General features: G+C 38.7%; 26 protein-coding genes and 2 pseudogenes. 15 read left to right on the top strand and 13 right to left on the bottom strand.

Annotated features, from left to right (window positions below; all coding sequences use genetic code 11):
* Nucleotides 1–20: 20 nt before the first annotated feature.
* From uvrB to D8844_RS03435, 11 genes and pseudogenes are all read left to right on the top strand, one after another.
* On the top strand, nt 21–2,009 hold the full coding sequence (gene uvrB, locus D8844_RS03490; RefSeq protein ID WP_125421927.1) for an excinuclease ABC subunit UvrB: 1,989 nt from the start codon (nt 21–23) through the stop codon (nt 2,007–2,009).
* A gap of 40 nt (nt 2,010–2,049) precedes the next feature.
* The gene (locus D8844_RS03485; protein WP_125421924.1) at nt 2,050–3,087 is read left to right on the top strand and encodes an acyltransferase; all 1,038 of its coding nucleotides are present in this window, start codon (nt 2,050–2,052) and stop codon (nt 3,085–3,087) included.
* Nucleotides 3,088–3,166: 79 nt separating this feature from the next.
* A pseudogene (locus tag D8844_RS10575) lies at nt 3,167–3,367 on the top strand (UvrB/UvrC motif-containing protein); the annotation flags it as partial.
* Between the two features lie 14 nt (nt 3,368–3,381).
* Nucleotides 3,382–4,008, top strand: coding sequence for an NAD(P)H-dependent oxidoreductase (locus tag D8844_RS03475; protein WP_125421921.1), 627 nt, complete (start codon nt 3,382–3,384; stop codon nt 4,006–4,008).
* Nucleotides 4,009–4,048: 40 nt separating this feature from the next.
* Nucleotides 4,049–4,918, top strand: coding sequence for a hypothetical protein (locus D8844_RS03470; RefSeq protein WP_125421918.1), 870 nt, complete (start codon nt 4,049–4,051; stop codon nt 4,916–4,918).
* Between the two features lie 73 nt (nt 4,919–4,991).
* A complete protein-coding gene (locus tag D8844_RS03465; protein ID WP_042767833.1) occupies nt 4,992–5,495 on the top strand; it encodes a hypothetical protein in 504 nt (167 codons plus the stop codon).
* Between the two features lie 495 nt (nt 5,496–5,990).
* Nucleotides 5,991–6,548: a hypothetical protein gene (locus D8844_RS03455; RefSeq protein ID WP_042767836.1), complete on the top strand. Its 558-nt coding sequence runs from the start codon at nt 5,991–5,993 to the stop codon at nt 6,546–6,548.
* Nucleotides 6,526–6,966, top strand: a complete 441-nt coding sequence (locus D8844_RS03450; RefSeq protein ID WP_042767837.1) for a hypothetical protein — start codon at nt 6,526–6,528, stop codon at nt 6,964–6,966. The genes D8844_RS03455 and D8844_RS03450 overlap by 23 nt, the downstream gene beginning before the upstream one ends.
* Before the next feature lie 23 nt (nt 6,967–6,989).
* Nucleotides 6,990–7,457, top strand: a complete 468-nt coding sequence (locus D8844_RS03445) for an 8-oxo-dGTP diphosphatase (RefSeq protein WP_042767839.1) — start codon at nt 6,990–6,992, stop codon at nt 7,455–7,457.
* Between the two features lie 205 nt (nt 7,458–7,662).
* Nucleotides 7,663–8,451 (top strand): class I SAM-dependent methyltransferase, encoded by a 789-nt coding sequence (locus D8844_RS03440; protein ID WP_125421915.1) that lies wholly within the window; start codon nt 7,663–7,665, stop codon nt 8,449–8,451.
* 100 nt (nt 8,452–8,551) lie between these two features.
* Nucleotides 8,552–8,700, top strand: a pseudogene (locus D8844_RS03435) (8-oxo-dGTP diphosphatase); the annotation flags it as partial.
* Here the strand turns inward: D8844_RS03435 and D8844_RS03430 are convergent.
* Complete coding sequence (locus tag D8844_RS03430) at nt 8,697–9,212, bottom strand: transcription repressor NadR (protein ID WP_125421912.1); 516 nt, start codon at nt 9,210–9,212, stop codon at nt 8,697–8,699. The pseudogene D8844_RS03435 and the gene D8844_RS03430 overlap by 4 nt on opposite strands.
* Nucleotides 9,213–9,223: 11 nt before the next feature.
* Nucleotides 9,224–9,751: an ECF transporter S component gene (locus D8844_RS03425; RefSeq protein WP_000354645.1), complete on the bottom strand. Its 528-nt coding sequence runs from the start codon at nt 9,749–9,751 to the stop codon at nt 9,224–9,226.
* Nucleotides 9,752–9,884: 133 nt separating this feature from the next.
* Between D8844_RS03425 and D8844_RS03420 the strand changes: the two genes are divergently transcribed.
* Complete coding sequence (locus tag D8844_RS03420) at nt 9,885–10,244, top strand: hypothetical protein (RefSeq protein WP_125421909.1); 360 nt, start codon at nt 9,885–9,887, stop codon at nt 10,242–10,244.
* 39 nt (nt 10,245–10,283) lie between these two features.
* Here the strand turns inward: D8844_RS03420 and D8844_RS03415 are convergent, their stop codons facing one another.
* Genes D8844_RS03415 through coaB form a run of 3 tightly spaced genes read right to left on the bottom strand, consistent with a single transcriptional unit; the run spans nt 10,284 to nt 12,083 of the window.
* Nucleotides 10,284–10,847 carry an ECF transporter S component gene (locus D8844_RS03415; protein WP_049537488.1) on the bottom strand — a complete coding sequence of 188 codons (564 nt, stop codon included), beginning with the start codon at nt 10,845–10,847 and terminating at the stop codon, nt 10,284–10,286.
* Nucleotides 10,831–11,382: a phosphopantothenoylcysteine decarboxylase gene (gene coaC, locus D8844_RS03410; RefSeq protein WP_125421906.1), complete on the bottom strand. Its 552-nt coding sequence runs from the start codon at nt 11,380–11,382 to the stop codon at nt 10,831–10,833. The genes D8844_RS03415 and coaC overlap by 17 nt, the downstream gene beginning before the upstream one ends.
* 11 nt (nt 11,383–11,393) lie before the next feature.
* Nucleotides 11,394–12,083 (bottom strand): phosphopantothenate--cysteine ligase, encoded by a 690-nt coding sequence (gene coaB / locus D8844_RS03405; RefSeq protein WP_125421903.1) that lies wholly within the window; start codon nt 12,081–12,083, stop codon nt 11,394–11,396.
* 229 nt (nt 12,084–12,312) lie between these two features.
* On the opposite strand from coaB, the gene D8844_RS03400 reads away from it, so the two are divergent.
* From D8844_RS03400 to radC, 3 genes are all read left to right on the top strand, one after another.
* Nucleotides 12,313–13,983 (top strand): formate--tetrahydrofolate ligase, encoded by a 1,671-nt coding sequence (locus tag D8844_RS03400; RefSeq protein ID WP_125421900.1) that lies wholly within the window; start codon nt 12,313–12,315, stop codon nt 13,981–13,983.
* Nucleotides 13,984–14,165: 182 nt separating this feature from the next.
* The gene (pcrA, locus tag D8844_RS03395; RefSeq protein WP_125421897.1) at nt 14,166–16,457 is read left to right on the top strand and encodes a DNA helicase PcrA; all 2,292 of its coding nucleotides are present in this window, start codon (nt 14,166–14,168) and stop codon (nt 16,455–16,457) included.
* Nucleotides 16,458–16,499: 42 nt separating this feature from the next.
* Nucleotides 16,500–17,180: a RadC family protein gene (gene radC, locus D8844_RS03390; RefSeq protein ID WP_042902221.1), complete on the top strand. Its 681-nt coding sequence runs from the start codon at nt 16,500–16,502 to the stop codon at nt 17,178–17,180.
* A gap of 14 nt (nt 17,181–17,194) precedes the next feature.
* Here radC and D8844_RS03385 read toward each other — a convergent pair whose 3' ends face one another.
* The 8 genes from D8844_RS03385 to D8844_RS03350 form a co-directional block, all read right to left on the bottom strand.
* Nucleotides 17,195–17,683: a hypothetical protein gene (locus D8844_RS03385; protein WP_125421894.1), complete on the bottom strand. Its 489-nt coding sequence runs from the start codon at nt 17,681–17,683 to the stop codon at nt 17,195–17,197.
* Nucleotides 17,684–17,707: 24 nt separating this feature from the next.
* Nucleotides 17,708–18,397 (bottom strand): gamma-glutamyl-gamma-aminobutyrate hydrolase family protein, encoded by a 690-nt coding sequence (locus D8844_RS03380; protein WP_000743310.1) that lies wholly within the window; start codon nt 18,395–18,397, stop codon nt 17,708–17,710.
* Nucleotides 18,398–18,412: 15 nt separating this feature from the next.
* Nucleotides 18,413–19,054 carry a redox-sensing transcriptional repressor Rex gene (locus D8844_RS03375; protein WP_000653409.1) on the bottom strand — a complete coding sequence of 214 codons (642 nt, stop codon included), beginning with the start codon at nt 19,052–19,054 and terminating at the stop codon, nt 18,413–18,415.
* An 82-nt stretch (nt 19,055–19,136) separates the two neighbouring features.
* Complete coding sequence (locus tag D8844_RS03370; protein ID WP_000286093.1) at nt 19,137–19,352, bottom strand: DUF4649 family protein; 216 nt, start codon at nt 19,350–19,352, stop codon at nt 19,137–19,139.
* A gap of 6 nt (nt 19,353–19,358) precedes the next feature.
* Nucleotides 19,359–19,706: a DUF1831 domain-containing protein gene (locus tag D8844_RS03365; protein WP_042902224.1), complete on the bottom strand. Its 348-nt coding sequence runs from the start codon at nt 19,704–19,706 to the stop codon at nt 19,359–19,361.
* Nucleotides 19,707–19,710: 4 nt separating this feature from the next.
* Nucleotides 19,711–20,826, bottom strand: coding sequence for a cysteine desulfurase family protein (locus D8844_RS03360; protein WP_125421891.1), 1,116 nt, complete (start codon nt 20,824–20,826; stop codon nt 19,711–19,713).
* Nucleotides 20,827–20,835: 9 nt separating this feature from the next.
* A complete protein-coding gene (locus D8844_RS03355; protein WP_001283843.1) occupies nt 20,836–21,795 on the bottom strand; it encodes a ribose-phosphate diphosphokinase in 960 nt (319 codons plus the stop codon).
* A gap of 111 nt (nt 21,796–21,906) precedes the next feature.
* The gene (locus tag D8844_RS03350; protein ID WP_042902226.1) at nt 21,907–22,476 is read right to left on the bottom strand and encodes a CYTH domain-containing protein; all 570 of its coding nucleotides are present in this window, start codon (nt 22,474–22,476) and stop codon (nt 21,907–21,909) included.
* Nucleotides 22,477–22,511 lie beyond the last annotated feature (35 nt).

Raw genomic sequence — 22,511 nt, 5'->3', positions numbered from 1 at the left:
AAAATGCAGATGAGGCAATCATGATTAATAGAATTACAGATAATAAATTTAAACTAGTATCAAAATATGAACCTTCAGGAGATCAACCCCAAGCAATTGAGCAGTTGGTTGACAACATCGAGGGTGGAGAAAAGGCTCAGATTCTGATGGGGGCGACGGGTACAGGGAAGACCTACACCATGAGTCAGGTCATTTCCAAAGTCAATAAACCAACTCTGGTCATTGCCCATAACAAAACCCTAGCTGGTCAGCTCTATGGAGAGTTCAAGGAATTTTTCCCTGAAAATGCAGTCGAGTACTTCGTATCCTACTATGATTATTATCAACCAGAGGCCTATGTCCCTTCGAGCGATACCTATATTGAGAAGGATAGCTCGGTCAATGATGAGATTGACAAGCTTCGACACTCAGCGACTTCAGCTCTTCTGGAGCGTAACGATGTCATCGTCGTAGCTTCTGTCTCTTGTATCTATGGTTTGGGTTCGCCCAAGGAATATTCTGATAGTGTTGTTAGTCTTCGTCCAGGTCTAGAGATTTCTCGTGATAAACTCTTGAATGACTTGGTTGATATTCAGTTTGAACGCAATGATATTGATTTCCAACGGGGAAGATTTCGCGTTCGCGGGGATGTGGTGGAGATTTTCCCAGCTTCTCGTGACGAACACGCTTTTCGAGTAGAGTTTTTCGGGGATGAGATTGACCGTATCCGTGAAGTTGAGGCTTTGACAGGTCAGGTATTGGGAGAAGTCGATCATTTGGCGATTTTCCCTGCCACTCACTTTGTGACGAATGACGACCATATGGAAGTTGCCATTGCCAAGATTAAGGCGGAGTTGGAGGAACAGTTAGCTGTCTTTGAAAAGGAAGGCAAACTGCTAGAAGCTCAGCGTTTGAAACAGCGAACAGAGTATGATATTGAGATGTTACGTGAGATGGGCTATACCAACGGTGTTGAAAACTACTCACGCCACATGGATGGTCGTAGCGAAGGAGAGCCTCCTTATACGCTTCTCGACTTTTTCCCAGATGATTTCTTGATCATGATTGATGAAAGTCACATGACCATGGGGCAAATCAAGGGCATGTATAATGGAGACCGTTCGCGTAAGGAAATGTTGGTCAATTATGGTTTCCGTTTACCGTCCGCCTTGGACAATCGTCCTCTCCGTCGGGAAGAGTTTGAGAGTCATGTTCACCAGATTGTTTACGTTTCAGCAACACCAGGTGACTATGAAAATGAACAGACCGAGACAGTGATTGAGCAAATCATTCGTCCAACAGGGCTTCTAGACCCAGAAGTGGAAGTCCGTCCGACTATGGGACAGATTGATGACCTCTTAGGTGAAATCAATGCTCGTGTTGAAAAGAACGAACGAACCTTTATTACCACCTTGACCAAGAAAATGGCAGAGGATTTAACCGACTACTTCAAAGAAATGGGCATCAAGGTCAAGTATATGCACTCGGATATCAAGACCTTGGAACGGACAGAGATTATCCGCGACCTACGCTTGGGTGTTTTTGATGTCTTGGTCGGAATCAATTTGCTCCGTGAAGGGATTGACGTACCCGAAGTAAGTTTGGTTGCTATTCTAGATGCTGACAAGGAAGGTTTCCTTCGTAACGAGCGTGGACTCATCCAGACCATTGGACGTGCCGCACGTAACAGTGAAGGTCATGTCATCATGTATGCTGATACCATGACTCAGTCTATGCAGCGCGCTATTGATGAAACGGCTCGTCGTCGGAAAATCCAGATGGCTTATAATGAAGAGCATGGTATCGTCCCACAAACCATTAAGAAAGAAATCCGTGATCTTATTGCCGTGACCAAGGCAGTTGCCAAGGAAGAGGACAAGGAAGTCGATATCAATAGTCTCAACAAACAAGAACGCAAAGAACTCGTCAAGAAACTGGAGAAACAAATGCAAGAAGCCGTCGAAGTGCTTGACTTTGAACTCGCAGCTCAGATTCGTGATATGATGTTGGAAGTGAAGGCGTTAAACTGAAAAAATTATAAAGAAATAGAAATATATAGAAAGACATAATATGACAGCAAAAAAAACTAAACACATAGGCATTGAATGTTGTAGAATTTTCGCTATGTTGATGATTTGCAACTTACATGTTTTGGGTATGGGAGGAATTTTGGAGAAAGTTGATAGTCAAAAAGATCTTTACTATATTATTGCCAATTTTTTAGAAGCTTTCTCATATCCAGCTGTAAATATTTATATTTTAATCAGTGGGTATGTCGGTCTTTATTCACAATTTAGTTATAAAAAAATGTTTGGTTTTTGGGTACAGATTATTTTCTATACTATTTCAATTACTTTTGTATTTGCTATTTTTTCAAAATCATCTGTTAACTTAAGTGATTGGTTTTCAGCTTTAACTCCAATAAGTCATGGACAGTATTGGTATATGAGTTGCTATTTTGGTTTAGTCTTAATAGCACCATTTTTGAATCAAGCAGTGTTGACATTGAAAAAAGAACAATTGCTTCCAATTGTTAGTGGAGCATTTATATACTTTTCTGTCATACCTACAGTATTTAAACAAGATATTCTGGGCTTGTGGGGTGGATATAGTGTATTATGGATGATTCTTTTGTACACTATAGGAGCAATAATTAGAAAATCAAATTACGAAAGTCGTTTTCAAATACGTAATGTTAATGGATTCATTTTATTTCTAACTAGTTTAACTTTTATATTGTGCTGGCTTGGTTTTGAACAGTGGAGAAGTTATATTTCTCCTACGGTCACACTGCAAGGAATAGCAATATTTTTACTCTTCTTGAATATTAAGGATATTCCCTTATTTTTTAAGAAACTAGTTCTTTTAATATCTCCACTAACTTTGGGGGTTTATCTGTTTCATGTGCATCCTCTTATTTTTAGAAGAATTATACCAAACATTTATACTTTAGTTGGAGAACAAGAATTTCCCATTTTTGTCATTATGATTCTAGTTATGACACTGGCCCTGTTCTTTTCTGGCGCTATGATTGAGTATTTTAGAAATAAATTAATGGCGTATATTCTTACTTTAATAAAGAGTGTTAAAAATCTTAAACAGACTTAAAACTTTATTGTCTTATTAAAATAGGAGCAAGAGGCACTAAAATATACACTTCACTGAGTACTTAAGGTTTACTGAACTTATCCTTGATCTAATCGCCGTAACCAAGGCAGTTGCCAAGGAAGAGGACAAGGAAGTCGATATCAATAGCCTCAACAAACAAGAACGCAAGGAACTCGTTAAAAAACTCGAAAAACAAATGCAAGAAGCCGTCGAAGTGCTTGACTTTGAACTCGCTGCACAGATACGTGATATGATGTTGGAAGTGAAGGCGTTGGATTAGATAGGAGAGAACGAATGAAAATTTTAGTCATCAATGGACATCCTGACAAGGGCAGTTTCTGTCAAGAAATTTTTCAAACGATTGTAGAAAATATTGACTCAAATCATCATGAGCTTGAATCTATTAATCTAAATGAGATAGATTTTGATCCCGTATTACGTTATGGTTATCGAAAACGGATGGAAGAGGACTCTTTCATACTTCTCTCTCAGGAATTAATCCAGTGGGCAGATCATTTCATTTTTGTTTATCCAATTTGGTGGAGTAGTATGCCTAGTTTATTGAAGGGTTGGATTGATCGTGTTTTCACGCCAGGAATTGCGTACTCTGCAAATAATAAAGGAAGTTTTATTTTAAACTACGTAAGGGGTCAGCAGTTTAAAAAGTTACTAAAAGGAAAAACAGCTAGTATTTACGCAACATCCATGGCACCAACATGGTGGTACAAAGTATTTTCAGGTCCTATCAATATCCCAGACAGTTATGGAATATCAGTATTAAAGAATGCTGTCCTAAATCACTGCGGTATCAAAACAAAGAAAGTTTCAATTTTGGGTGAGTTAGGGCGTGAGGTGAATACAAATTCTACAAGACAAAAATACCTGCAAAAAGTAGCTGAGGAAATCAAGGCTTTGGATTAGTGAAATAAATTTTAATATGTTTATCTAGGAGAATGTAGTAATGAAAAAAGCGTTAGTGTTGAATTTCAGTTTTATCGCAATTATCCTCTCAGCCTGTTTTCTGAGTTTTGTAGTCATTTTAGTAGTTACCTTTCATACTACTTTTTCTGGACCAAATCAAAAAGACATTGAGGCGGCAGCAAGCAGAACACTGAAATTATATGGTTTTAAAGGTGATGTGAAGGTCACAAAGTTTTCTAGATATAGATGGCCTTCTGAAGATTATGAAATTGAATATGATTATACTGAAGAAGTTAATGGAAGGAAGATTACTGTAAGTGACAGTTTAATATATTTTCCTAAATCTCCAGGAAACTCTAGACGGACGAGTGAAGAGCTAGCCTACGATGGAACTATTGAAACGATGTTACATCAATTTTCACATATAGCAGATCAGCTACTAAACCAGAACCCTGTCAGTGTTTCTAATAAAGAAAAGGTAGAGAGTTTTTTCAAGCAATATGAAAATTCCAATTTGGAATTCGTAAGTAGTTACTGGAGTGTCGATACTGAATCTGACAATATCCAAGACTATTATGCCCTCATCGAAAAGAACCATAAGGAGGGGAAAGCTTTTCAAGGTTTATATGACCTCCCTATTGATGAATTTTTGGAAAAAGGAATTATTAAAGGAAGTGTTAGATATAAAGACACTGTTTTAGAAGAGGGTGAGAAAGATTATTTTGATGGTGAAGGTGGACTGACAGGATTTATTTCAAATGGGATAGATAATGCCGAGTTGCCAGATGCCTTTTATGAGGTTTCTTACTACTATGGTGCTAAAGGATATCGTTCAGGTAGTGGTGTTTCTTTAAAGATTCAGAATCATAAACTGATAAGTTACGAAAAGAACAGAACTAAGAAATTTTAAATCTTAAAATTTAACTTTGAACCTATACCACCTTTACGTTTTAGAATATATTTTTGAATAGAAAGAAGTTATTATGAATTTGAAAGAGAAGAATTATAAGAAGTCATCGAGCTTAGATTCTGTTCGTTTTTGGTTACAAGGGCATCGATTTGTCAAATTTATGTTTGATATTACCTTTTATATCATCTTGTTCCTAGTTATAGAATTTACAACATCACAAAACAAAAGCATTCCAGCTGATTTTCGGTACAGAGAACTCTTATTTCCCTTGCAATTGAATCTTTTTATCTTGGGTAATAGGTTCTATGCTCTCTTTTTGTCAGTGAAAACGGAAAAAGAAAAGAGCCTTAAAAGATTTTGTGAACCCTTTATTTATATCAATATCCTTAGCTTCATTTTTCAACTGATTGGTGTGAGAAAAAGAGGAAGAGTCGTTCTATCACCTTTGTTTTCACTGGAGTCATCCTATATCTGGTTTCCTATTGTCGTCTATCTTCTAGTCTTGATGTTAACTTTGGCAATCTTCTTTCTCTCTAAAGGCTCAAAAAAAGGAGTAGATGAAAATGAAGATGAGTAGGCAAATGAAGTACAAGACAAAAGAAAAGCCTTCTTGGACTAAGAGGATTTTTCTTTGGATGGAAAGGCACAGAAGGATTGGTCAACTTTTGGATACGAGTGTATTATTTGGATCTATGTTTGTATCATTTCTTGCCGCCTCTTACATTAGTTATCCATTACCGAACATGAACTATCTTTCCCCCTTAAGCTTCAATCTTATCCTTCTGATCTTATCAACCTATTTCCTTGTCTTTCGTTTTAGTAGTGATAAACTTCAGAAATGGCGTTACTTTTCATGGGGATTTATTGGGTTCAATGGTCTTCTTTTTCCCTTTCATCTCTTGGTAGGTCTGAATTGGCTAGGACGTCGTAAGTCAACGAATTTCCCCCCTATAATTTCTATGGATCCAGCCTATATCTGGGCTCCTATTGTAAGTTATCTCTTTTTCTTTTTCTTAGGGCTGGGCATTCTGCTTTTGGTTATACGGATAGAAAAGAGAAGAAGGAGGCGTAAATGGAACGAAAGATTAAGAGAAAAAAGAAGGTCAAACAACAGGACAGAAAAATGAGAAAAATCCAGAAAAAGTATTCTTTGGTAGCTCACGTCCAATTGTGGATGGAAAGACATTCAAAGATTGCTTCTTTTATGGATGGTGGCATAATATTATTATCTATTTTTGGTATCATGTATGTGTTGTTCGGGACGTCACTTATCCCGAAACCGTATCAAGAAATGTCCTATGTCTTGCCAATTATTATGAATTTTGTCTTTTTGGTTCACACACTCTATCAAGGTATTTTTAGAGATGGTTTTAGTGAAAAGACTTCAGTACAAGAATTTTTAGAACCTTTTCTATACATAAATGGACCTATTTTTCTTCTCCACTTAATTGTTGGGGTGAAAGGGAGAAAAGTTAAAAAAATTCCTTCCCTATTATCTGTTGATTATCGCTACATCTGGCTTCCGATTGCTACTTATCTGATCTTTTTCATCATTCCAGCGATATTGATGGCAATTTTGAAATATAAGGACAAAAAGAGGAATAATCATGACAAAAGAAAATCTAACTAAGTTAATTTCGTTTAAGACACTTTATTTGGCTTTGCTGACCTTTGTGGTTCTTCATTTGGTGTTGTTGGTTTTTGGACTATCTTTTACGCCGATTTTGTGGAATAGTTGGTTTTTCATTCTTTGTTTGACCTTCTTAATCCATCCCTGGAGAATTTTTTATAGAACAAGAGATGTTCAATGGTATCACCTTATTTTTCAAATATTTAGTGGATTGGCGGCACTTTATCTTTGGTTTGCAGCATTCTTTGTTTTATCAGTTATCTCGGATCCAGCCATCCCTATCAATATAGACTATCGCATACAAGATAAGGAAATCATCATTGCTAGAGGTTTTTTGGCCCGTACTACTTATGAACATCATGAGTTGATCAATCCCTTTATCATGAAATCTGATATTAAGTTCGAAAAAGGCATATAACAATTTAGAAAGCGAGCAAATCTATGTCCCGTGCCCAAGCAACTATTTTAACCAATATCTGTCTGATTGAAGACATTGAAACTAAGCGAGTAGTCATGCAATATCGCTCTCCTGAAAACAATCGCTGGTCTGGCTATGCCTTTCCAGGAGGACATGTTGAGAATGGCGAGGCCTTTGCCGAGTCTGTCATTCGTGAGATTTATGAAGAAACAGGCCTAACGATTCAGAATCCCCAACTGGTCGGTATTAAAAATTGGCCCTTAGATTCAGGTGGGCGCTACATCGTTTTTTGTTATAAGGCAACAGAGTTTACTGGAAATCTCCAATCCTCAGAGGAAGGAGAAGTATCTTGGGTACAAAAAGACCAGATTCCTAACTTGGATCTGGCCTATGATATGTTGCCTCTGATGGAAATGATGGAAGCACCTGACAAGTCTGAGTTCTTCTATAGCCGCCGTACAGAAGATGGATGGGAGAAAGAAATTTTTTAGTTCTATGATTACTGGAACGGTGTTAACCTTTAATGATTGGTACTTAAATATAGGATAAGTATGTCGGTGTATGTCAACTGAATACTTCAATATTTCCTATTCTTCTTTTCTATCTTTATCTTTAACAATCTCCACCTTCAATTTTGAAATCGGAGATGTTTTATTTTATGGTATAATCTTAAGATATGAAAGGAAGTAAAAGAAAATGGCTGATAAGGTAATTGAACAATATGCAAAACAAGATAATCTTGACATTAGAGTAAAGCTACATAAGAAGTATTCAAAAAATAAATTAGGGTTTAATAATTGGATATTTTCCAACTACCAAATCACTGATGAGGTAAAGGTCCTAGAATTGGGATGTGGTACAGGAGAACTATGGAAAAGTAATAGTGATTCTATTGATAGAATGAAGCAGTTGGTTGTTACAGATTTTTCTAAAGATATGGTAAAAACAACGAAGTCAGTGATTGGAAATAGGAACAATGTCAACTATACAATAATGGATATTCAAAAGATTTCTTTTGAGAATGAAACATTTGATATTGTTATTGCTAATATGCTTCTACATCATGTAAATGATATTCATAAAGCGCTCTCTGAGGTGAATAGAGTCTTAAAAACAGGCGGAATTTTTTACTGTGCTACATTTGGTGAAAATGGAGTTGTAGATTATTTGGCAGGCTTATTTAAAGATGAGATCAATCAAGATTTGGAAAATAAAACGTTTACTTTACAAAATGGCAAAAGCCAACTGAGTATGTATTTTGACTCTGTCGAAACATTACTCTATGATGATGAGTTACAGGTAACTTGTATAGATGACTTAGTTAAATACATCCAATCCTTTAAAGGGATTTCAGAAATAGGTTCGCTAGAAGAAAAAGTCATTCGTAAAAGATTGGAAATGCATTTTCATAAGGAGATGTTAATCATTCCTAAAGAATATGGTATGTTTATTGCTCGAAAAGAAATTAAGGGAACGATATTGTAAAAAATTTGGAGAAAATTTTCAATGTAAAATTAAACGGATAGTGTTTAGAGCATGTTACAGCTAATTCTCCATATATAAACCTCAAATTTTTAGATTTGAAGAAGTATCTTGGGTACAAAAAGACCAGATTCCAAACTTGGATCTGGCCTATAATATGTTGCCTCTGATGGAAATGATGGAAGCACCTGACAAGTCAGAGTTCTTCTATCATTTCCATCAGAGGACGGATGGGAGAAAGAAACCTTCTAGTCTTTTACTAAATAACCAAGTTTATCCAAGGCCTCCTCGATATAGTGGAGGTCTTGTTGTGTTTCGGCTTCAACAAGGTGGTAATGGATGCCATCTGTCAATTCAGAAAGGGGTCTAAAGTCTGAATTCTCGACTTGTTCCAGAAAGTGCTGAACATCTCGGCGGCAAGTGAGTTTGACTAGGGTTTCAATTTCGCCATAAACGGGATGATCGATTAAGATATTTTGAACGCGTCCGCCATTATCTACAATAGCTAGAAGTTCCTGACCAATTTCTTCTAATTCATGTTTCACTTTAAAGAGTTTGTGAACGTAGGGGCTGGCATCATTTTCTTTGTAGATATAGCCACGATTGGTGGATAGGATAGGAGCTCCATCTGCTCGGAGAATAGCGATATCCTGTACAATGACTTGGCGCGTAACATGAAAGTGTTCAGCCAAGGTTTGACCATTGAGAGCTTTTGGTGCCTCTTTTAACAGTTTGAGAAGAGCTTGTTTGCGATCCTTTGTCATAGTTTTTCCTTTTAGCGACGTTTTCGAAGCACTTTATAGACAGCTAGTGCTAATGTATAGTCTACCATACTATGAACGATTGTGCCAAAACCAACTAGGACAAAGAGAACATAAAACATATTTTCAACATTTGTCCCTGAAGTAGCATAAAAGATGATACAAGCTATTACTTCAGCAATAGCATGAACAACACCCAAAACAAAGTTAAAAATCCAAGATGTCTTTGGTTTATCCAAGGTTTCAGGGAATTTCTTTAAGTACAAAGCCCCCAAAGTACCAAAAACGATGTGAGAGAAGGCACGAAGTACAATAACAGGCGGATAACCTGCCATCAGGAAACCAAGACTAGAAGCAATAATCACAAAAGCAGCCATCAAAGGCGAAAGAAACATGGCGATAAAGATGGGGATATGACTTCCCAATGTGTAAGAAGCCGGTGGGATAACGATTTTAAAAGGCATAATGATTGGAATCAAAATCGCTATTGCAGTGAGTAGGGCAGTCATGGTCATAAACTGCGTTTTTTTTCGTATATCCATAAGAACCTCCATTTATCTGTATATACATAAGTATAGTACAATAAATAGTCAGGCAAGTCAAGGTCCAATATTGATTTTTAAGACATATTTGGTTAAAATGTGGTAAAGAATTTTTGATTTAGGAGAGAATGTGATGATACTTGTTGTTTACCTAGTTGTGGTAATCGTGATGATGTCAAAGCAGAAAAAAGAAGGGAAAGTTTTCTCAGGTTGGACTCGTTTCATAGTTTATAGTTTATTGGTCCTTTCGTTAATCTCTCTATTAGCAGGTACCCTAGCTCTTTCACTTTTTGGCCTTCCCTTATTAGGTATTCTTTTGATGGCTGCTATTATGGAAATTGCCTATCTCGTCAGAATGGTAATTGCTTTTGGTTTGATTTTATTGTCACTAACTCTATACTTGGATAGTCAGAAAAGTCAGCAACCTACACCGTTTTCGTATCAACTCCTGCTCTTTGGATTTCACATTTTTTTGATTATTCTCATGCTTTAAATATGAAAACTCCACCTTCAGTACGAAAGTGGAGTTGTTTTATTTTTTCAAGGTTTGTAAACGTGGGACAATTGCTACTGTGAGAACTGCAGAGATGACAAGCTCAGCAATTGAGTTGGTTGAGATAACGGTTGCTAGGAGTTTTTGGATATTTCCATCGAAGACATTTCCAAAAAGGAAGAAGATTCCCCCAAGTACAAAGACTGTATTTGTAAGTGAACCAAGAGCTCCGGCAATGATGAGACCCGTTCTGTTTTTCAATAATTTATAAACTAGATAAGGTGTCAGACCGATCAAAATACGAGGAAGGATAGCAATCATTGCTGAATAGATGTTTCCATTTGGTACAAAAGGTGAGAATAGGTAGCTGGTTGGAAGGATGGTAATCGTGTTAACCGTCAAGCTGAGTAGCCCCATCAAGAAACCGAGTGTAACACCAACTCGTGGGCCGTAAATAATACTTGCAATAATAACAGGAATATGCACGATAGTTGGTTTAATTGGGAATGGGAATAGATTAAATAAGAGCGAGCTCAGAAAGTGAATGACCAACATGGTCGCAAAAAAGATAGCAATCGGAGCAATATTAGAGCGTTTTTTCATTGAGTGTTTCCTTTATTCTTTCTAAAATAATATTCAGGTCTGCCAAAGCTCCCCTTCCGTAGTCTCCACAAGCAAGTAAGGATTCTTTTGGAGAGATGAGCTTGTAACCATATGTTTCTAAAGTTTTAAGGTTTGTCTGAGTTGCAGGATGGTCATACATCTTTGTATTCATGGCTGGAGCTAAGAGTTTAGGGATGTGTCTTGGTAGGGCAAGAGCCGTACTGGTCACCATATTATCCGCAAAACCGTGCGCAAGTTTGGCAATGGTATTAGCAGTAGCAGGTACAACGATAAAAAGGTCTGTTTCTTTTCCTCTTTCGATATGATTGACTTGATCAGGATAGGGTTCCTGCATGAGATCAAGGTGAACTGGATTCTGTGAGAGCACCTGTAGTGTCAAAGGCTGGATAAACTCTCTAGCTGCCTCAGTCATTAAGACAGTGACCTGATGGCCTTGTTTTTTCAAGGAACTGACTAGATCAGCTGCTTTATAGGAGGCAATGGAACCTGTCACTGCGATGAGAATATTTGCCATGGCTTTCCTTTCTATGAATCGTATGCTTGAATTTTTTCAAGGAGGAGGTTTGCAATTTCCTCTTTGGTTTGAACTGTTTGGAGTTGTTCTTTCTCAACAAAGATTGCTTGATGCTGATATGCTGATATTTGAGTAAGATCATTTGCTATGATTAAGTCAGCTTGGTTCTTGACAAGGCTTTGTCTAGCAACCTCAATAAGATGATCTTCAGTAACATCGACAAGAAGTTTAAAACCAATCAGATGAATAGCCGGATTCCATTTCTTAACTAGAGAGATGATTTTGGGTGTTTTTTTCAGGAATAAGACCTGAACCTCATCAGTTGAAGAAATCTTAGTTTGATGATTCTGCTTGTTTAAGAATTCTTCCAAATTGGAGCTAGCCTCAACTTCCTCAAGTCCCGTCATATAAACAGGAGTGTAGTCAGACACAGCCATTGAGTGGATTAAGACCTGATATTCCTTAACAAGTTCTTGCATCACAACTAGAAGGTCGTTGGTATTATCAATTTCTCGAATGCTTAGGTTGGGATGAGCTTCTGGCTTCAGAGCTCGTTTTGTCGTTATCAAAAAAACTTCATGCCCCGCAGCAAGCAAGGTTTCTGTGATGATTTTCCCCAAGCGACCTGTAGAATGGTTAGTAATAGAGCGGACACTATCGATAGCTTCACTCGTACCGCCCGATGTGACTAAAATTTTCATAGCACTATTGTACACAAAAATAAACAGTAAGTAAAATGAAAGCGATAAATTTTTGGTAAAAGCGAAGATTAACTATAGTTTCAAACTATAAAGCCATATAAAATTTTAAAAATCGTTATTATATCCCCTAAAATATTGATATTCACGAACATTAATGAGCCTAATGGGTGTTAAAAATCTCATTTTGTGTTATAATGAGTTATCATATTAGATGTTAGAGGAGTTTGCTATGAAAACAGATATTGAAATTGCACAGAGCATTGAGTTAAAGCCAATCGTGGATGTTGTGGAGAAACTTGGTATTTCTTACGATGATTTGGAGTTGTACGGAAAATACAAGGCTAAGCTTAGTTTTGATAAAATTCGTGCGGTTGAGAACAATCCAGTTGGTAAATTAATCTTGGTTACTGCTATTAACCCAACACCAGCGGGTGAAGGAAAGTCAACCATTACCATCGGTCTTGCAGATGCCTTAAACAAAATCGGCAAGAAAACCATGATTGCTATCCGCGAACCATCTCTTGGACCAGTAATGGGGATTAAGGGTGGTGCCGCTGGTGGTGGTTATGCGCAAGTTTTGCCAATGGAAGACATCAACCTCCACTTTACTGGGGATATGCATGCCATTACAACTGCTAACAATGCCCTTTCTGCATTGATTGACAACCACTTGCACCAAGGGAATGATCTTGGAATTGACCAACGTCGTATTCTTTGGAAGCGTGTTGTGGACTTGAACGACCGTGCTCTTCGCCATGTGACCGTTGGTCTTGGTGGTCCTCTAAATGGTATTCCACGTGAGGATGGTTTTGATATTACAGTTGCTTCTGAAATCATGGCGATTTTGTGCTTGGCGACGGACATCGAGGACTTGAAACGCCGTTTGGCTAATATCGTTATCGGCTATCGCTACGACCGTACCCCTGTTTCTGTAGGTGATTTAAAGGTTGAAGGTGCCTTGGCTTTGATCTTGAAAGATGCCATTAAACCGAACTTGGTTCAGACAATTTATGGTACACCTGCCTTTGTACACGGTGGTCCATTTGCCAATATCGCTCATGGATGTAACTCTGTTTTGGCAACAAGCACAGCCCTTCGCTTGGCTGATTATACTGTTACTGAAGCTGGTTTTGGTGCGGACCTTGGTGCTGAGAAATTCCTTGATATCAAGACACCAAACTTGCCAACTTCTCCAGATGCAGTTGTCATCGTCGCAACCCTTCGTGCCCTTAAGATGAATGGTGGCGTAGCTAAGGACGCTCTTACAGAGGAAAATGTGGAAGCAGTGAGCGCAGGTTTTGCTAATTTAAAACGCCACGTTGAGAACATCCGTAAGTTCGGTATTCCAGCAGTTGTAGCTATCAATGAATTTGTTTCTGATACAGAGGCTGAAATCGCAGCCTTGAAGGAACTCTGTGCCTCAATCGATGTACCAGTAGAATTGGCTAGTGTCTGGGCTGATGGGGCAGAAGGTGGTGTAGCACTTGCCGAAACGCTTGTCAAGACAATCTCTGAAAATCCAGCAAAATACACTCGTCTGTATGACAATGACCTTTCTGTCCAAGAAAAGATTGAAAAAATTGTCACTGAAATCTACCGTGGTAGCAAAGTGAACTTTGAGAAGAAAGCTCAAACGCAAATTGCCCAAATCGTTCAGAATGGTTGGGACAAATTGCCAATCTGTATGGCTAAAACTCAGTACAGTTTCTCTGATAATCCAAATGCACTTGGAGCTCCAGAAAACTTTGAAATTACCATCCGTGAATTGGTACCAAAATTAGGGGCAGGCTTCATCGTTGCCCTAACTGGTGATGTTATGACCATGCCAGGTCTTCCAAAACGTCCAGCCGCTCTTAATATGGATGTTGAAAGTGATGGAACAGTCCTAGGCTTGTTCTAATGATATAGATTATTTTAAATGAGTTTGGAAAATCTTTCCAAGCTCATTTTTTTATCTAGATTTAAGGCGTTGTCTTCAGCTGATGAAAGATTTACCTTCTAGACGCAACCAATCTAGGTAAAGATATTTTCCCTGATTTTTGATATAATAGAAACATTGACTTCAAGAGTAAGGAAGAGAAGATGAACGCATTATTAAATGGAATGAATGACCGTCAAGCTGAGGCGGTGCAAACGACAGAAGGGCCCTTGTTAATCATGGCGGGGGCTGGTTCTGGGAAGACTAGAGTTTTAACCCATCGTATCGCCTACTTGATTGATGAAAAAATGGTCAATCCTTGGAATATCTTGGCCATTACCTTTACCAATAAGGCTGCGCGTGAGATGAAGGAGCGTGCCTATGGGCTCAACCCAGCAACCCAAGACTGCCTGATTGCGACCTTTCACTCCATGTGTGTTCGTATCCTACGTCGCGATGCGGATCATATTGGCTACAATCGTAATTTCACTATTGTAGATCCAGGAGAACAGCGAACTCTTATGAAGCGCATTCTAAAGCAATTAAACTTGGATCCGAAAAAATGGAATGAACGGACCATTTTGGGAACCATTTCCAATGCTAAGAATGACTTGATTGATGATGTCGCATATGCTGCCCAGGCTGGTGATATGTATACGCAAATCGTAGCTCAGTGTTACACAGCCTATCAAAAAGAGCTTCGTCAGTCTGAGTCCGTTGACTTTGATGATTTGATTATGTTGACTTTGCGTCTCTTTGATCAGAATCCTGATGTCTTGACCTACTATCAGCAGAAGTTCCAGTACATTCATGTTGATGAGTACCAAGATACCAACCATGCCCAGTATCAATTGGTCAAACTCTTGGCTTCACGCTTTAAAAACATCTGCGTGGTCGGTGATGCAGACCAATCTATCTATGGTTGGCGTGGGGCTGATATGCAGAATATCTTGGATTTCGAGAAAGATTATCCTCAAGCCAAGGTAGTTTTGCTAGAGGAAAATTACCGTTCAACCAAAACCATTCTCCAAGCAGCCAATGACGTCATCAAAAACAATAAAAACCGTCGCCCCAAGAATCTCTGGACCCAGAATGCCGATGGGGAGCAAATCGTTTATTATCGCGCAAATGACGAACAGGATGAGGCTGTTTTTGTAGCCAAAACCATTGATGAACTTGGTCGTAGTCAAAACTTCCTCCACAAGGATTTTGCAGTTCTTTATCGGACTAATGCGCAATCCCGTACTATTGAGGAAGCACTGCTTAAGTCCAATATTCCTTATACTATGGTCGGAGGGACCAAGTTCTACAGCCGTAAGGAAATCCGTGATATTATCGCCTACCTTAATCTTATTGCTAATTTAAGTGACAATATCAGTTTTGAGCGCATTATTAACGAACCAAAACGTGGAATTGGCCCAGGAACCGTTGAGAAAATCCGTGATTTTGCGAATATGCAAGAGATGTCTATGCTGGATGCTTCAGCTAATATTATGTTGTCTGGCATCAAAGGAAAAGCAGCACAGTCAATTTGGGACTTTGCCAATATGATCTTGGATTTGCGAGAAAAACTGGATCAATTAACTATCACCGAGCTGGTGGAGGCTGTTCTAGAAAAAACAGGTTATGTCGATATTCTTAATGCTCAGGCAACCTTGGAAAGCAAGGCGCGGGTTGAAAATATCGAAGAGTTCCTATCTGTTACCAAGAACTTTGATGACAATCCTGATAGTCAAGAAGAAGAAACAGGTTTGGATAAACTCAGTCATTTCTTGAATGACTTAGCCTTGATTGCAGATACGGATACAGGCAGTCAGGAGACATCAGAAGTGACCTTGATGACCCTCCATGCAGCTAAGGGACTTGAGTTCCCAGTTGTCTTTATCATTGGGATGGAGGAAAATGTCTTTCCCCTTAGCCGTGCAGCAGAAGATCCGGATGAACTGGAAGAGGAACGTCGTTTGGCCTATGTAGGTATCACGCGCGCGGAGAAAATCCTCTATCTGACCAATGCTAACTCACGCTTGCTTTTTGGGCGTACCAACTACAATCGTCCAACTCGTTTTATCAATGAAATCAGTTCGGACTTGCTTGAGTATCAAGGCTTGGCTCGACCAGCGAATACTAGCTTTAAGGCTTCTTATAGCAGTGGTGGGATTGCTTTTGGTCAAGGTATGAGCTTAGCTCAGGCCCTTCAAGAACGGAAACGCAATGCTGCACCAAGCTCTATCCAGTCAAGTAGTCTCCCATTTGGACAGTTTACAGCCGGAAATAAAAAAGATTCAAGCGATACTAACTGGTCTATTGGAGATATTGCACTTCACAAGAAATGGGGAGAGGGTACTGTTCTGGAAGTCTCTGGTAGCGGTGATACTCAGGAATTGAAAATCAATTTCCCAGAAGTCGGTCTGAAAAAACTCCTAGCCAGCGTTGCCCCAATTGAGAAAAAAATCTAATTTTTCATCCTCCTCACGAATAATAAAGTGAGGAGGATTTTTATGTACAGTATTTCATTCCAAGAAGATTCACTCTTACCTAGAGAAAGACTAGTTAAAGAAGGAGTAGAGGCTCTGAGCAATCAAGAATTGCTAGCAATTCTGCTCAGAACAGGAACACGTCAGGCCAATGTCTTTGAAATTGCCCAAAAAGTCTTGAATAGTCTTAACAGTCTAACTGATTTGAAAAAAATGACCCTGCAGGAATTGCAGAGTCTGTCTGGTATTGGACGGATTAAGGCCATTGAATTACAAGCGGTGATTGAACTGGGACATCGTATTCACAAACATGAAACCCTTGAGATGGAAAGTATTCTCAGCAGTCAAAAGCTAGCCAAGAAAATGCAACAGGAACTTGGCGACAAAAAACAAGAGCACCTAGTGGCGCTCTATCTCAATACTCAAAATCAAATCATTCATCAGCAAACTATTTTTATCGGATCTGCGACACGCAGCATTGCTGAACCGAGGGAAATCCTTCACTATGCCCTCAAGCATATGGCTACCTCAGTGATTCTCGTTCACAATCATCCATCCGGTGCTGTATCTCCTAGTCGAAACGACAACCATGTCACTAAACTAGTCAAGGAAGCCTGCGAACTGATGGGAATTGTGTTCTTGGACCATTTGATTGTCTCGCACTCGGATTACTTTAGTTACCGTGAAAAGACGGATTTGATTTAAGATTACACATGATCTTACTCAATCACTTCTAAAACATAGGAATCTACTTCTGTCAAATTGATAACAGGAAGAGGTTTTATCGTGGGTACAAGTAAATTTTCTTGAACGATAAAGTCGACAATTGCATTGAAATCTTCGATTTTATAATATCTTTTTTTATGAATGAGAATATCTCTGTAAAAGTAAAGACTTGAATGAAATTTACTTTTTAGTTTAGCATCTGCCTTTTTACAAAATCGTTTTGCCTTTTTAGACATTTCTTTCAGCTGTTTTTCTTTTTTTTTTTGAGATAGTTTATCCAAATTCTCTTTATTCTTAGAAAAAGATTGGTAACTTTCCGCTGTTAAAAGTCTATAGAGATTAGAAAGATGAAAGCAAACACTTATTTCTTTTTCATTATTTGATAAGAAAAGATTAGCTTCCTTTTTCTTATAAGATATGAAAACATTAGCTTCTATATCTCTCAAAATCTCATGAGTAGAAGGTATTTTAATTTCATTCATGATTTAATAACCTATTTATAAGTCCTAGAGTTCGTTAACAACATAGTCAAATAGCGTTTTATCTTTGGGGCGATTTTCAAATAGAAATTCTGGATGCCATTGGACACCTAGATAAGGAAAGCCGTCCGTAGTTGTCACAGCCTCAATGATTCCATCTTTAGGATCATGTGCTACAACCTTAAGATTAGGAGCTAGATCTTTAATACTCTGGTGGTGGAAGGAGTTGATGTGAGAGATTTCTCCATAGATCTCTCGGAGAATCGTATCAGGTTCCGTTACGAGGCGTTGGGTAGTGTATTCGGCTGAACAGTCCTGCCAATGATCCTCGATATCTTGGTGTAGCGTGCCTCCCATGGCGACATTGAAAAGTTGAGTACCCCGACAAACAGAGAAAATTGGTTTCTTTTGCTTAATTGCTTCTTTGATAAGTGCTAGTTCAAAAATATCTCTTTGAAGATGGTAGTCATCGCTGTCAATAGCCTTTGGTTCACCATAGTATTTTGGATCAACATTTTGCCCACCCGTTAGGATGAGCTTATCAATGATACTGATGTAATAGGCAGCCATTTCTTGATCACCAATCGGTAGGATGATTGGAATTCCGCCAGCGTCCTTGACTCCTTCAACAAAGCCTTTCGCCGCATAGCTCATCATGATGTCATCATCTGGATGAGCTTTTTCATTTCCTGTAATCCCAATAACTGGTTTTTTCATAAATGCTTTCGCTTTCTAATCCTCTTTACGCATAAAATAGAGGAGGGTTTGGAGTTCGCTTGTCAAATCGACATACTGAACGACCACATCTTTTGGGAGGTGAAGGTGAACAGGGGAAAAACTGAGAATACCTTTTATACCTGCATCAACCAAAAGATTGGCAACTTCTTGTGATTTAACACTTGGAACTGTTAGGATAGCAGTTTTGACATCTGCTTCTTTGATTTTTTCTTTAATCTGTGAGATACCATAGATTGGAATTCCATCAGGTGTCTGGCTTCCAACTTCTGGATGGTCATCTAGGTCAAAGGCCATGATAATTTTCATCTTGTTACGCTCATGGAAGCGGTAGTGGAGAAGGGCATGGCCCATATTTCCAATCCCAACCAGCATAACATTTGTAATTGAGTTATCATTTAGGAGATCAGCAAAAAAATTCATCAATTTTTTGACATCGTAACCAAAACCACGACGACCTAGTTCACCAAAATAGGAAAAATCCCGACGAACGGTCGCAGAATCGATACCGATAGCCTCTGCAATTTGCTTGGAGTTGGCACGTTCGATTTTTTCTGCATGAAATCTCTTGAAAATTCGATAGTAAAGTGAGAGTCTTTTTGCTGTTGCTTTTGGAATAGCAGACTGTTTATCTTTCACAAAATCACAACCTTTCTATTCTTCTATTTTATAGAAACATTGTGAAAAAATCAACAAAAACAAGAAAAAACTAAGAAATTTCTTAGTTTTTATCTGAAAAATGAGCTTGTGATAGAAAACGGTAGAGATCGCCAACCAATCCTTGATAAATCACCTTATCATTCAGCGTTAAGGAGCTGATTAGGAGAGTATCAGGTAGGGTCACGCAGCCTGATAGAGATAACATAAGCTCTTCGTAATCCTTATATTCAAGTGTACGTTCTACGTGATAGTTATCTTGATAGGTAAGTCGATACATAGTCAATTATCTTTCTTCTTTAATGAAGATACCGCGTTCTACAAGGCTGTCCATGAGGAAGTAGAATTTTTCTTGATGAATGTGGTGGTCTTCTGATTTAAAGATATTCACCAAACGAAGGCCAGACTTGTCAGTGATGTTGAGTTTAGCACCTGTAAGGTCTTTGTTGATGATGATTTTTAGCTTGAAACCTTCACCGCTGTTGGGTACTTTTTCAAGTAGACGAGTCAGTTCGTAGTTTCCTACTTTTGTTTCAAAGAAAGTATTGTCTTTGAGCGTGAATTTTTTGACAGATGGGTTAAGTGTATAGTCGTAGCGACAGTTTTGTAGTTTAATGGTTTTTTCGAATGCCATTAGTTTAATCTCCAATAATATTTTTTAAAGTTTGTGCAAGTTGTTTCAGTTCTTCTTCGGTGTTAAGAGGAGAGAGACTGATACGGACAGATTCTTTCAAACGATGCGAATCTGGTCCATAAAATGCTTCAAGCACATGACTGGTTTGCACAATACCAGCAGTACAAGCTGAACCGGTAGAAATTGAAATTCCTTCAAGGTCTAACCGTAGCAAGAGCAAATCATTTTTTTGACCAGGAAAGCCAATGTTGACAACATAAGGTAGTTGGTCTTGACTTTTATTGAGATAGTAGTCTAAATCAGCAATTTCTTCTAAAAAAGTAGATTTGAGTGCGCTTAGTTTTTGGTAATGCTGAGCTTGGACATTTAAATCCTCTTTGAGAGCAGCGACCATGCCTACAATGGCAGCAAGATTTTCTGTTCCAGCCCGTTTCTTTTGTTCTTGGTCCCCACCGTGAAGGTAGGAATCAAAGTCCACGGAAGAAGCGTAAAGAAATCCGACTCCTTTTGGTCCATGGAATTTGTGGGCAGAAGCGCTGAGGAAATCAATTCCTAATTCCTCGGGATGGATAGGAATCTTCCCGATAGCTTGAACAGCATCTACATGATAAGCAGCAGGATGCTCTTTTAAAATACGTCCAATCTCAGCGATAGGTAAGAGGCTTCCTGTTTCATTATTAGCATACATGGTGGAAACGAGAATGGTATCGTCACGTAAGGCCTCTTGAATTTGCTGGGCAGTTATTTCTTGATTTACTGGTTGGATGATAGTTGCTTCAAAACCAAAATGTTGCACCAGATAATCGATAGTCTCAAGTACAGAATGGTGTTCAATAGCTGTCGTGATGATATGTTTTCCACGATTTTGATGACGGAGACAATAGCCGATAATGGCTGTATTGTTACTTTCTGTACCGCCAGACGTGAAAAAGATATGTTGAGGTTTGGTTCCTAGTAAGAGGGCTAAGTCTTGACGAGCCTCTCGTAAGAGTTTACCAGCTTGTCGACCATGGCCATGAATACTAGAAGGATTACCATGAGTTTCTTGCATGACCTTGGTCATTTCTGCAATAGCTACTGCTGACATAGGAGTCGTAGCAGCATTGTCCAAATAAATCAAAGAATCACCTTATTTCTTTTTGTTGTAAGCAAAGAGTGGGCTGACTGGTTTTCTTTCATGGATGCGGACGATAGCATCTCCGATTAATTCGCTAGCAGTAATGTAACATACATTTTCTGGAGTTCTTTCTTTGGTCGCTACGGAGTCTGTCACAAGGATTTCTTTGATGTTTGTAGCGTCAAGAAGGTCTGCTGCACCTTCAACAAATAAACCGTGACTGGATACTGCATAAATCTCAGTTGCGCCTTCACGTTCAACGATTTTGGCTGCTTCAGAGAATGTACGACCAGTATTTAGGATGTCGTCAATCAAGATAGCTTTCTTGCCTTCAACATCCCCAATGATATAGCCTTCGTTACGATCAGAATCGTCTTGGGCGTAGTCAATGATAGCGATAGGAGCATCAAGGTATTCAGCCAAACTACGTGCACGTTTAACACCAGAGTTCTTTGGACTAACAACAACGACATCAGAGCCAAGAAGACCTTTATCACAGTAGTGCTTAGCAAATAGAGGAACAGTATAAAGATTGTCTACAGGAATGTCAAAGAAACCTTGGACCTGAACAGCATGGAGGTCAAGTGTTAGAACACGGCTTACACCAGCTTTGACAAGCATATTGGCAACTAGTTTTGCAGTGAGGGGTTCGCGAGAAGAAGCAATACGATCCTGACGAGCATAACCAAAGTAAGGAAGGACAACGTTGATACTATGAGCACTTGCACGTACACAAGCATCAACCATGATCAACAACTCCATCAAGTGGTTGCTAACGGGATAGCTAGTGGACTGGATGATGTAGACATCGTAGCCACGGACACTTTCTTCGATGTTGACCTGGATTTCGCCGTCAGAAAATTGTCGAGAGGATAATTTCCCAAGAGGTACACCAACTGTATCCGCAATCTTTTGAGCGATTTCATGGTTAGAGTTTAGGGTGAAAAGTTTCATGTTGTTTCTATCTGACATTATAGACCGTCCTCTGTAAACTTTGTGAATCTTCTTTGAGAAAGTTTTGTTTTTCAAAGCCAGATTCTTTTATTTTTATCTTTTCTATTTTACCAAAAAAAGGAGATTATTTCAGCTTTTTTTCATGCTTTTAATAAAACGAATTAATTTTGAAGGAGCTTTCTGATAGGTTATCTGATTTTCATCTAAAAATCTCTTAAAATCAGCTTTCCCTTTTTCATGGTCGGTGACTTCAAGCTCGAGTTCATAGTCCGTCTGGTCAAAGTAGTGACTTTCATCTAAGGCCATTAAGCCAATCTCAGTTTTCATTTCATAACGTAGAGTGGAAAGGCAGCCTAGAACAAGCCAGTCATGGCTTTCGATGCCAATCTTAGCGAGTTTCTCTAGAACGAGCCCTGGAGGTAGTTTTTGTTTTTCTAGGTACGATTCAGCTTCTGGAAGAGTTAGTTTCTGGTTGTATTCCATATTCCCTACAGTTTGAGGCACTTTCAAGGTCAATTCTGCCCAATCTGAAAAAGTGCGAATGCGCATGGCAACCTTCTTTTCACGCAATTGGAAATCTGGTGTGTCAATGTAGTAGTTTTTCTGAAGGACGGGTTGGATATGGGAAAACTGTTTTTTTAGATGATTATATTCCTCTTTTTTCAGAAGTGTTTTCAATTCTATTTCTAAATGTTTCATTTTTTCAACCTTTTCTATATCTTTGAAAGCGATTT

Source organism: Streptococcus oralis, assembly GCF_003942875.1.
In the GTDB taxonomy this organism is placed as follows: domain Bacteria; phylum Bacillota; class Bacilli; order Lactobacillales; family Streptococcaceae; genus Streptococcus; species Streptococcus oralis_BX.
This window is presented reverse-complemented; position numbering and strand designations above follow the sequence as displayed.

Coding starts and splice junctions, on each gene's coding strand:
- radC (WP_042902221.1), top strand. CDS start 16,500: ATGTACAGTATTTCATTCCAAGAAGATTCACTCTTACCTAGAGAAAGA.
- D8844_RS03430 (WP_125421912.1), bottom strand. CDS start 9,212: ATGACAAAGGATCGCAAACAAGCTCTTCTCAAACTGTTAAAAGAGGCA.
- D8844_RS03470 (WP_125421918.1), top strand. CDS start 4,049: ATGAAAAAAGCGTTAGTGTTGAATTTCAGTTTTATCGCAATTATCCTC.
- D8844_RS03440 (WP_125421915.1), top strand. CDS start 7,663: ATGGCTGATAAGGTAATTGAACAATATGCAAAACAAGATAATCTTGAC.
- D8844_RS03400 (WP_125421900.1), top strand. CDS start 12,313: ATGAAAACAGATATTGAAATTGCACAGAGCATTGAGTTAAAGCCAATC.
- D8844_RS03370 (WP_000286093.1), bottom strand. CDS start 19,352: ATGTATCGACTTACCTATCAAGATAACTATCACGTAGAACGTACACTT.
- pcrA (WP_125421897.1), top strand. CDS start 14,166: ATGAACGCATTATTAAATGGAATGAATGACCGTCAAGCTGAGGCGGTG.
- coaC (WP_125421906.1), bottom strand. CDS start 11,382: ATGGCAAATATTCTCATCGCAGTGACAGGTTCCATTGCCTCCTATAAA.
- D8844_RS03485 (WP_125421924.1), top strand. CDS start 2,050: ATGACAGCAAAAAAAACTAAACACATAGGCATTGAATGTTGTAGAATT.
- D8844_RS03385 (WP_125421894.1), bottom strand. CDS start 17,683: ATGAATGAAATTAAAATACCTTCTACTCATGAGATTTTGAGAGATATA.
- D8844_RS03425 (WP_000354645.1), bottom strand. CDS start 9,751: ATGGATATACGAAAAAAAACGCAGTTTATGACCATGACTGCCCTACTC.
- D8844_RS03455 (WP_042767836.1), top strand. CDS start 5,991: ATGGAACGAAAGATTAAGAGAAAAAAGAAGGTCAAACAACAGGACAGA.
- D8844_RS03355 (WP_001283843.1), bottom strand. CDS start 21,795: ATGTCAGATAGAAACAACATGAAACTTTTCACCCTAAACTCTAACCAT.
- D8844_RS03365 (WP_042902224.1), bottom strand. CDS start 19,706: ATGGCATTCGAAAAAACCATTAAACTACAAAACTGTCGCTACGACTAT.
- D8844_RS03350 (WP_042902226.1), bottom strand. CDS start 22,476: ATGAAACATTTAGAAATAGAATTGAAAACACTTCTGAAAAAAGAGGAA.
- D8844_RS03450 (WP_042767837.1), top strand. CDS start 6,526: ATGACAAAAGAAAATCTAACTAAGTTAATTTCGTTTAAGACACTTTAT.
- D8844_RS03475 (WP_125421921.1), top strand. CDS start 3,382: ATGAAAATTTTAGTCATCAATGGACATCCTGACAAGGGCAGTTTCTGT.
- D8844_RS03415 (WP_049537488.1), bottom strand. CDS start 10,847: ATGAAAAAACGCTCTAATATTGCTCCGATTGCTATCTTTTTTGCGACC.
- coaB (WP_125421903.1), bottom strand. CDS start 12,083: ATGAAAATTTTAGTCACATCGGGCGGTACGAGTGAAGCTATCGATAGT.
- D8844_RS03465 (WP_042767833.1), top strand. CDS start 4,992: ATGAATTTGAAAGAGAAGAATTATAAGAAGTCATCGAGCTTAGATTCT.
- D8844_RS03380 (WP_000743310.1), bottom strand. CDS start 18,397: ATGAAAAAACCAGTTATTGGGATTACAGGAAATGAAAAAGCTCATCCA.
- D8844_RS03420 (WP_125421909.1), top strand. CDS start 9,885: ATGATACTTGTTGTTTACCTAGTTGTGGTAATCGTGATGATGTCAAAG.
- uvrB (WP_125421927.1), top strand. CDS start 21: ATGATTAATAGAATTACAGATAATAAATTTAAACTAGTATCAAAATAT.
- D8844_RS03445 (WP_042767839.1), top strand. CDS start 6,990: ATGTCCCGTGCCCAAGCAACTATTTTAACCAATATCTGTCTGATTGAA.